At 50.1% G+C, this 7,359-nt stretch carries 7 protein-coding genes and 1 pseudogene; 4 read left to right on the top strand and 4 right to left on the bottom strand.

The annotated features are described in order from the left end of the window. Positions 1-76: 76 nt before the first annotated feature. Positions 77-462: pseudogene (locus tag MoGM_RS00550) on the bottom strand (hypothetical protein). Positions 463-828: 366 nt separating this feature from the next. Between MoGM_RS00550 and ung the strand changes: the two are divergent. Further along, the gene (ung, locus tag MoGM_RS00545; protein ID WP_104368293.1) at positions 829-1,494 is read left to right on the top strand and encodes a uracil-DNA glycosylase; all 666 of its coding nucleotides are present in this window, start codon (positions 829-831) and stop codon (positions 1,492-1,494) included. 81 nt (positions 1,495-1,575) lie between these two features. Beyond that, positions 1,576-2,178, top strand: a complete 603-nt coding sequence (locus MoGM_RS00540; RefSeq protein ID WP_104368292.1) for a DUF3109 family protein — start codon at positions 1,576-1,578, stop codon at positions 2,176-2,178. A 107-nt stretch (positions 2,179-2,285) separates the two neighbouring features. Here the strand turns inward: MoGM_RS00540 and MoGM_RS00535 are convergent, their stop codons facing one another. Continuing rightward, positions 2,286-3,164: a helix-turn-helix domain-containing protein gene (locus tag MoGM_RS00535; protein WP_104368291.1), complete on the bottom strand. Its 879-nt coding sequence runs from the start codon at positions 3,162-3,164 to the stop codon at positions 2,286-2,288. Between the two features lie 191 nt (positions 3,165-3,355). Between MoGM_RS00535 and MoGM_RS00530 the strand changes: the two genes are divergently transcribed. Both MoGM_RS00530 and MoGM_RS00525 read left to right on the top strand, forming a co-directional pair. Beyond that, positions 3,356-4,156, top strand: a complete 801-nt coding sequence (locus MoGM_RS00530) for a metallophosphoesterase (RefSeq protein WP_104368290.1) — start codon at positions 3,356-3,358, stop codon at positions 4,154-4,156. Beyond that, positions 4,137-4,859: a hypothetical protein gene (locus tag MoGM_RS00525; RefSeq protein ID WP_104368289.1), complete on the top strand. Its 723-nt coding sequence runs from the start codon at positions 4,137-4,139 to the stop codon at positions 4,857-4,859. The genes MoGM_RS00530 and MoGM_RS00525 overlap by 20 nt, the downstream gene beginning before the upstream one ends. 307 nt (positions 4,860-5,166) lie before the next feature. Here MoGM_RS00525 and gyrB read toward each other — a convergent pair whose 3' ends face one another. Both gyrB and MoGM_RS13235 read right to left on the bottom strand, forming a co-directional pair. Continuing rightward, positions 5,167-7,140, bottom strand: a complete 1,974-nt coding sequence (gene gyrB, locus MoGM_RS00520; RefSeq protein ID WP_104368288.1) for a DNA topoisomerase (ATP-hydrolyzing) subunit B — start codon at positions 7,138-7,140, stop codon at positions 5,167-5,169. Positions 7,141-7,170: 30 nt separating this feature from the next. Next, the coding region (locus MoGM_RS13235; protein WP_233210082.1) for a hypothetical protein at positions 7,171-7,359 on the bottom strand (189 nt) is incomplete at its 5' end.

Here is a 7,359-nt window from a genome sequence, read left to right as displayed (position 1 = left end):
ATCCCACTGCCGGAATCCGCTGGGCACTTCCTTATACCGCTTCTCGAACGTGTGGGAGTCAATATGGTAAAATTCCTCAAGCGTACGGCAGGTCACCGGGGACTCTCCATACGTCTCTTTTAAAAAAGCTCCAAATTCCTTGGAGTAACGCGTGCCCTTGGCGACCACGTCAAGGGCTATCGGGATGCTGAAACTCTTGCCGGTCCTGATGTCTGTCCAACGCCTCCGCCGTATCCGAAGAATCACCTTGTGGTCTCTTATCGGAAAGTCCGTCACGCTTACAGGCTCCATAAAGCCTTTAGACTCAAAATGGACATCCGAGGACAGCTCTGAATCCATTTTCTCATCAAGATTAATGCGTATCTCTGTGGAGGTCTGAGATATACCGGCGATGGTGAAATAATCAAGTATCTGCGCCGGAAGAACTATTTGTGCCAATATTTGCAAGTAATCATTTTCCATGCTCCAAAGTTCGATATAACTTTTTTGGTATGAAAAATTTTATCCCCACTAATTTTCTACTGACCCATAATTGGTGCTGACCTTAGTCGAAACTTCCACTTTGATTGAGTCATCCCCATCACTAAGCCGAGATGTTACTTTACTTGATGAACCGCACGCAGTAATTAATGTTCCTGCAAAAAAACAAGGTTGCAAGATTGGCTGTTTTTCTTATATTCATATTTTTATTTTGTTTAAATGACTGTTTCTTATCTTAATAGTAAATATAGGGGGTACGTATTATGCTGCTTGTTGTAAAGATAACGGTTTGTTTTTGTACTTACGGGAAAAAGTCGTATTTTTGCAAATCATTAACAATCAACCGATATGAATGTAAAGATAGAAGAGTCATGGCGCCGGCATATAGGAGATGAGTTTGATAAGCCGTATTTCGCCGGGCTTACGGAGTTTGTGCGTTCAGAATACACAAGTACCACATGCTATCCTCCGGGCAGTCTTATTTTCAACGCTTTCAACCTGTGTCCTTTCGACAAGGTGAAGGTTGTCATCATAGGGCAGGACCCGTATCACGAGCCAGGGCAGGCACACGGCCTCAGTTTCTCTGTCAACGACGGAGTGCCTTTCCCGCCATCTCTTGTCAATATTTTCAAGGAGATACAGCTCGACCTCGGCACACCGATGCCGGCGAGCGGCAATCTTACACGGTGGGCGGAGCAGGGTGTGCTTCTGCTCAATGCCACGCTCACGGTGCGTGCCCGTCAGGCGGCGAGCCATCAGCGGAGAGGGTGGGAGCGGTTCACCGATGCCGCCATACGGGCGCTCAATGCCGGCCGTGAGCACCTCGTGTTCATCTTATGGGGTGGCTATGCACGCAGCAAGGCATCGTTCATCGATACGTCACGGCATCTTGTATTGCAGTCTGTCCATCCGTCGCCGCTGTCTGCCAACCGTGGCGGATGGTTCGGAAACCATCACTTTTCCAGGGCGAACGATTATCTGGCTGGCAACGGTATAGAGCCGATAAGGTGGTAGCAAGCCTGCATGTGCTTGTACGGATGCATGCACTGGGAGAAATAAAACGATATAGCGTAAACATAAAAGGATGACAATAATATGGAAGACAGACTGCCGTCGATAATAGAAGTGGGTGACGTGCTGGTGTCGATAGACATATTCAGGGAGAAATTTTGTTGCGATCTCGATGCCTGTCACGGTGAGTGCTGTGTGGAGGGAGATGCCGGCGCACCGGTGACGATTGACGAGGTGGCAGCGATCGAAGATGCGGTAGAGACGGTGTGGCCCGGCCTCACGGCATCGGCACAGGCGGTGATAGACCGTCAGGGGGTGGCTTATACCGATGAGGAGGGCGACCTGGTGACGAGCATTGTGGGCGGAAAGGACTGTGTTTTCACATGCCATGAGGGCGGATGCTGTTTCTGCGCTCTCGAAAAGGCGTATCGCGAGGGCAGTATAAAGTTTTGCAAACCGATCAGTTGCGCTCTTTACCCTATCCGCGAAGTGGCGTTGAGCAATGGCACCGTGGGGCTTAACTATCATCAGTGGGATGTATGTCGCGCGGCGATGGCCAAAGGTCGCGAGACAGGTATGCCGGTATACAGATTTCTTAAGGAGCCTCTTATACGGCGTTTCGGTGCCGGTTGGTACTCTATGCTCGAAGAAGCGGCCGACGAACTGAAGCGGATGGGGATGATATAAGGTTACCGTTTGCTTGCGTAGAGATACTTGCGGCTGTCCGATCGGAATGCCGCCATGAGGATGCCCGGCAGTTGCCGGGCATTATCTGTTGATGTCCTGTTGGCGGACTACGATTTTCTGTATTCCGACGGAGACATCCCCACATGCTCCTTGAAGTATTTGCCGAGAAAAGACTGGTTGGGGAAACACAGGTCGGTGGCAATCTCTTTTATACTCTTGGTCGAGTTCCTGAGCAGTATCCGGATTTCGAGTGTCACATATCGGTCTATCCATTCGTTCGGTGTGCGTCGGCTGACGTGCTTCACCGTCTCCGAAAGGTATTTCGGAGTGATGCATAGCTGCTCGGCATACCAGCCCACACGGCGCTCGGTCTTGTAGTTGTCTTCGACGAGAAGGATGAATTTCGTGAAAATAGCGTCGGCCCGGTTCTGTTTCTTGTCGCTCTTTTTCTGCACCCGGTATATCACGTTGCCCATGTCGTAGAACATCGCCAGTACCAGCGTCCTTGACAGTTCGCGTCGGAATTGGTTTTCCGTGTCGGCGATTTTGCCCTTCAGCATGTCGCAGTAGCTTCTGAAGATGTCGGCTTCTTTCTGTGACAGGCTTACCACATGGTTGTTTCTCGAAAACATGAACAGTGTTGAAATGTCGCTCACGTTGCTTACCGTCTCGTAGAAAAATCCCACGGAAAGGACTATCAGCATGCCCTCGGCATCGTCGCTCGTGTGGTAATGTTCCACGATGTGGCGGTCTGATATGATTATGGCGTCGTTGGTTTTGGCGGTGTATCTTTGCGTGTCTACCGTAAATCCTATTTCCCCTTTAGTGCATATCGCCAGCAGTATGAAGTTCATCCGGTGGGGCTGTCCCGTGGTGGGAGCCAGGTTTATCTTGTCGGTAATGATGATGTCATTGCCGATGAAGTTTGTGGGAGTCCATTCTTTGATAACCTGTATGTTGGTATCCTTTATATGTTCTTTGTCCATTAATCCGTGATTTGGCACCGCAAATTTAATATAAATATTTGATGTTGTGACATAAAAGCATGATGAAATTATTTTGGTGACCTGATAAAAGCCCGATAAAAGCGGCGGCAGCGCTTAAAAACTCAAATCGGTTTCTCGGTTTTTATGCTACTTATTCGTATCTTTGCATGGTTAAATCACGGAATGTTTATATGCGGATACTGTATTTCATTATTCTTTGTGCTGTGCTTGCCGGATGTAAGGGATGGTTTGATTATCATCCGTATGATGCCCGTTTTGACGGAGAGCGCGATATAAACGCGCGAAACATGGAGCGGATAGAGCGTGCCTGCAAGGACAAAGACACTCTCCGTGTGGCGTTTGTCAGCGATACTCACGGCTGGTACGGCGACACGAAAGATATGGTGGAAGACATAAACGGCAGGGACAGCATAGACTTTGTTATTCACGGCGGAGACCTGACAGACTGCGGGACGACGAAGGAATATTTGTGGAAGCGCGACATCCTTTCAGCCGTTCGTGTGCCGTATGTGGCCCTGATAGGCAATCACGACTTCCTCGGCACTGGCGACGATGTGTATTCCGTGATGTACGGGCCGGCCGATTTCAGTTTCATCGCCGGCAGGGTGAAGTTTGTTTGCCTGAATACCAATGCCACCGAGTACGACTATCTGGCGGCTGTTCCCAACTTCGACTTCATGGAAAAGCAGATCGTCGAGGACGGAGAGCTTTTCGACCGTACTGTGATATGCATGCACGCACGGCCATACTGCGAGCAGTTCAATAATAATGTGGCAAATGCTTTCGAGCATTACGTGCTTCGTTTTCCCGGCATCATGTTCTGTCTCAACGGTCACGACCACTGTTTGCAGACAGAAGATATATACGACGACGGCCTTGTATACTATGGAGCGCCGAACATAGAGAAGCGCAGTTATTTTTTGTTTACCATCACTCCTGGCGGTTATGACTATGAAATCATACATTTTTAAGTTCTGTTTGCTGTTTGTCGCGATGTCTGTTTTGTCGCCGTTATGCCGTGCGTCGGCATCGGATGCCATGATGCCTTTGAGTGCAGGACCACATGCCGCGGACAGTGTGGAAGGTGGCGGGAAAGAAAACGCGCCGACAAGGTATGATATCAGGGTGGAGAGATACCGCAGGATGTGGAACTTTCTCATACCTACGCAGATTATAGTCCAGTATGCCGGCAATATGGGTATGATGTCGTTGGGTGTCGGGTGGAACTACGGTAACAGACGGCAATATGAGACCAATCTGCTTTTCGGCTATCTGCCGCGTTTCAACAGCGAGCGTGCCAAGACTACTATGACGATAAAGCAGAATTATATTCCGTGGAGGATAGACCTCGGTGGTGATTTCAATGCCGAGCCGTTATCGTGCGGCATATATTTCAATACTGTTTTCGGGCATGAGTTTTGGGGGCGTGAGCCGAAGCGGTATCCCGATAAGTACTATCAGTTTCTCAGCACGAAAGTGCGAGTGAATGTCTTCGTGGGGCAGCGTGTGACGGCTGTCGTGCCCCGCAACAAGCGCAAGTTCATCAAGAGTGTCACGGCTTTTTACGAAGTGAGCACGTGTGATATATACCTGCGTGCCATGATTCAAGACGGCAATGTGAGCCTCGGAGACGCATTCGGGTTGTCGCTCGGACTTAAGGTGCAGATGTTTTAAGAGGCTGTCATTGAGGAGGTGGGTGGTAAGGAGATGAGTAGTAAGGGATAAGTGGTTGTGTGGTAAGCGGTAAATGGTAAATGGATTGGCGGTAAGTCAGTATATATGTTGTGGAAATATATGCGGTGGGTATTGTGTGTTGGATGTGTCTTTAAGTTCCATCCGGAGTTTGCGGGCGATAGTTTCATCGGTTTATTTAACTCCCGGTAAGATTTTCTTTAATCTCTGATATACTTTTTGTCTCCTGAATAAAACGTCTTTTTATTGCTGATAAGTAAAAAGCCGGCGTTGAGCCGGCTTTTTGGTTTTATGCGTCGATGTTTGCGTATGTCGCGTTCTTTTCTATGAATTCTCGTCTGGGTTCCACGTCGTCGCCCATCAGCATTGAGAAAATCTCGTCGGCTTCGGCGGCGTTTTCTATGGTCACCTGTTTCAGCAGGCGTGTCTCCGGGTTCATGGTTGTCTCCCACAACTGTTCGGGGTTCATCTCGCCGAGACCTTTATAGCGTTGCGTGTGGATGTTTTTTCCATCGTCTGTCCCATCGCCCCATTTGTCTATGAATGCCTGTCGCTGTTGCTCGGTGTAGCAATATTCCTTGGCTTTGTTCTTGTATGTACACTGATATAGCGGCGGCGTGGCGATGTACAGATGTCCGTCTTGTATCACTTTCGGCATGAACCGGTAGAACAGTGTCATTATCAGCGTGTCGATGTGTGAGCCGTCGACGTCGGCGTCGGTCATGATTATGATCTTGTCGTAGCGCAACTTGTCGATGTTGGCTTCCTTGTCGGCCTCGCCGTCCACACCGAATCGTACACCGATGCTCTGTATGATGTTCATCACAGACTCGCTTTCGAATACCTTGTGCCACATAACCTTCTCCACGTTGAGTATCTTTCCTCTCAGCGGCAGTATGGCCTGAGTGTACCGGTCGCGGCCTTGTTTTGCAGAACCGCCGGCCGAGTCTCCCTCGACAAGGAATATCTCGCATACCTTCGGATCCTTGTTGGAGCAGTCTGCCAGCTTTCCGGGCAGTCCGCCGCCTGTCATCGGGTTTTTGCGCTGCACGCTTTCCCGTGCTTTTCGTGCCGCAATGCGCGCCGTGGCGGCCAGTATCACCTTGTCGCAGATTTGCTTTGCCTCTTTGGGATGCTCTTCGAGATAATATGCCAGCGCCTCGCCTACTGCCTGCTGCACGGCTCCGGCCACCTCGCTGTTGCCGAGCTTGGTCTTTGTCTGGCCCTCAAACTGCGGCTCGGCCACCTTTATCGATATTACGGCGGTGAGTCCCTCGCGGAAGTCTTCGCCCGCAATCTCGATTTTCGCTTTCTCTATCTGCTTTGAGATTACCGGGTCGGCATCGGCATATTTCTTCAATGTGCGTGTCAATGCCATGCGGAAGCCTACGAGATGGGTGCCTCCCTCGATGGTGTTGATATTGTTGACATACGAGTGTATGTTCTCGGCATAGTCGGTATTGTACATCACGGCTACCTCAATCGGTATGCCCTGCTTTTCGGTTTTGAGGTATATCACGTCGTCGAAGAGGTGTGTGCGGTGACGGTCCACGTAGCGCACGAACTCTTTCAGTCCGTCTTTTGCGTGAAACACCTCGCTGCGTGTGTTTCCTTCATCATCGGGGCGCATGTCGGTCAGCGTTATTGTGATTCCGGCGTTGAGATAGGCCAGTTCGCGCATGCGCTTCGCTATGATGTCATATTTGTATTCCGTGGTGGTGAAGATGTTGCCGTCGGGCCAGAATTGCTGGCGTGTACCACGCTTGTCGGTCTCGCCCACGACCTTGACAGGATACATGGGCTTGCCGCTTTCGTATTCCTGTTGGTATATCTTGCCGTCACGGAACACCTGGGAGAGCATGTGCGTGGAGAGCGCGTTGACGCAGCTCACGCCCACGCCGTGCAGTCCGCCGCTGACTTTGTAAGAGCCTTTGTCGAACTTTCCACCGGCATGCAGCACTGTCATCACCACTTCCAGCGCCGACTTGTGGAGCTTCTCGTGCTCGTCTACGGGTATGCCTCGTCCGTTGTCCTGTACTGTTATCGAGTTATCTTCGTTTATCGTTACTTCGATGTGGGTGCAATAGCCGGCCATGGCCTCGTCGATAGAGTTGTCCACCGTCTCGTTGACGAGGTGGTGCAGACCTTTCTCGCTGATGTCTCCTATGTACATCGCGGGGCGCTTGCGCACGGCTTCAAGTCCTTCGAGGACCTGAATGTTACTCGCGGAATAATTGCTTTCCTTGGTTATGTCTTCTGCCATATTTCCTTTTAGGGTTATTACCATGCAAAATTAATAAAAAAAAACGGTTCGGCGAAAGATTTTCACCACATTTACAGATGTTTGCAACGATAAATGGATTTTAAATGCGGTGTGTCCCGGCAGGTTGGTTTGCGGCGTGTCGTTTTCCTGTTGTGCCGTCATTGTTTTGGGGTCAGCGGATTTTTCCGGTGGGCGGGAGAGAGTATCAAGAGTATAGTG

The sequence above is a fragment of the Prevotella sp. MGM1 genome (assembly GCF_002933775.1).
Classification (GTDB): Bacteria; Bacteroidota; Bacteroidia; order Bacteroidales; family Bacteroidaceae; genus Prevotella.
The sequence above is the reverse complement of the archived record's forward strand: the minus strand, read 5'-3'. Positions and strand labels throughout refer to the sequence as shown.